Origin of the sequence: Streptomyces sp. FH025 (assembly GCF_017427025.1) — a bacterium.
Classification (GTDB): Bacteria; Actinomycetota; Actinomycetes; order Streptomycetales; family Streptomycetaceae; genus Kitasatospora.
On record NZ_JAFLNG010001118.1, the window covers coordinates 1 to 1,521 of the forward strand.

At 77.1% G+C, this 1,521-nt stretch carries 2 protein-coding genes; both read left to right on the top strand.

The features are described from left to right. Positions 1 to 98: 98 nt before the first annotated feature. Positions 99 to 851 carry an FCD domain-containing protein gene (locus J0670_RS37810; RefSeq protein WP_307806873.1) on the top strand — a complete coding sequence of 251 codons (753 nt, stop codon included), beginning with the start codon at positions 99 to 101 and terminating at the stop codon, positions 849 to 851. A gap of 85 nt (positions 852 to 936) precedes the next feature. After that, positions 937 to 1,521: cache domain-containing protein (locus tag J0670_RS37815; protein WP_207817298.1), on the top strand; the 585-nt coding region annotated here is incomplete at its 3' end.

The following is a 1,521-nucleotide window of genomic DNA, read 5'->3' on the forward strand; positions in this document are numbered from 1 at the left end:
CGGGAAAACATACGAGATTGGGTTTCTAGCGGCAAGGGTGCGCGCCCGACCGGGCGGTACCCTTCGGAAAACACCCGGAGAACGAGGAGGGGCCCGGAGTGACGACCATCGGCAGTGCGACCCCACTGCTCAGCGCCGTCCTCGCGCCGCTCACCGACCTCGGGCGCGCCGACGCGGTGGCCCGCCGGATCACCGAGGCGATCGCCCTCGGCCTGGTCGGCGACGGGGACCAGCTGCCCAGCGAGAACGACCTCTCCGACCAACTCGGTGTCGCCAACGGCACCGTTCGCGAGGCGCTCGCCCTGCTCCGCGAGTCCGGCCTGATCGAGACCCGGCGCGGCCGCAACGGCGGAAGCTTCGTCCGCACCCCCGCCGAGGGCTCCGAGCACCTCCAGCTCGCCCGGCTGCGCGACCTCGCCACCGTGGACCTGCGCGACCTCGGCGACGAGGAGCTGGCCGTCTCCGGCACCGCCGCCCGACTCGCCGCCGAACGCGCACCCGGCGACCTCGCCCCCCGGCTCACCCGCCTGGTGCACGAGCTGCGCGACGCCGCCGGCCCCGCCGAACAGCGCCGCGCCGACGCCCGCTTCCACATCGAACTCGCCGTCGCCGCCCAGTCGGTGCGCCTCACCCAGCTCGCCGTCCGGCTACAGGCCGAACTCGGCCCGCTGCTCTGGCTGCCCGCGCCGTTCGGGCCCGACCAGGAGCGCTTCGCCGAGCAGCACCGGGAGATCCTGGTCGCGGTCCTGGCCGGCGACGCCGCCGGGGCGCGGGCCGCGGCGGAGGCGCACACCGTCAGCTGCGTGCACCATCTGGTGCGCGGGCACCTCCAGTTGGCGGACGACGGCTGAGGCGGCGGCCGCGAGCCGTCCGCCCCGGGACCACGCCCGCGGCCCAACCTGCTGCCGGAACCCTCACCCGCCCGCCGGAGCCGTCATGACCAGCACGTCCACCCTGCCCGCCACCGCCGCGGACTGCGCCCGGCACCTCGCCACCGCCGTCGACTCGGTGCTCGCCGAACTGGACGGCCTGCGGGCGGCCGCCGTCGACCGCTGGAGCCGTGCGGCCGCCGAGGGCCGGCGCCCGACCGCCGCCGAACTCGGCGCCCTGCACGGGCCGGTGAGCGAGCTGCTGGCCCGGCCCGGCTCGCGCTTCTTCGGCTGCGGTGCGGTCGCCGCGCCCGGCGCGCTGGCCGACGCCGAGCTGCACGTGGAGTGGTGGTACCGCGGCGCGCGCGGGCGGGGGGAGCGGCGGCTGCGGCTCGCGCTCGACCCGGCGGACGCCGAGTTCTACGACTACCGCGCCCTGCCCTGGTTCGCCGGGCCCCGGGACGACGGGCGGGCGGTGGTGGCCGGGCCGCACGTCGACCTGCTCTGCGCGGACCGGTACGTGTTGTGCTGCGCCCGGCCGGTGACCGTTCCCGGTGCGGGCTTCGTCGGGGTGGTGGCGGGGGACGTGCCGCTGGCCGCGTTGGAGCCGTTGCTGGTGCCGCCGCTGCGGGTGCTGCCCGGTGAGGCGGCG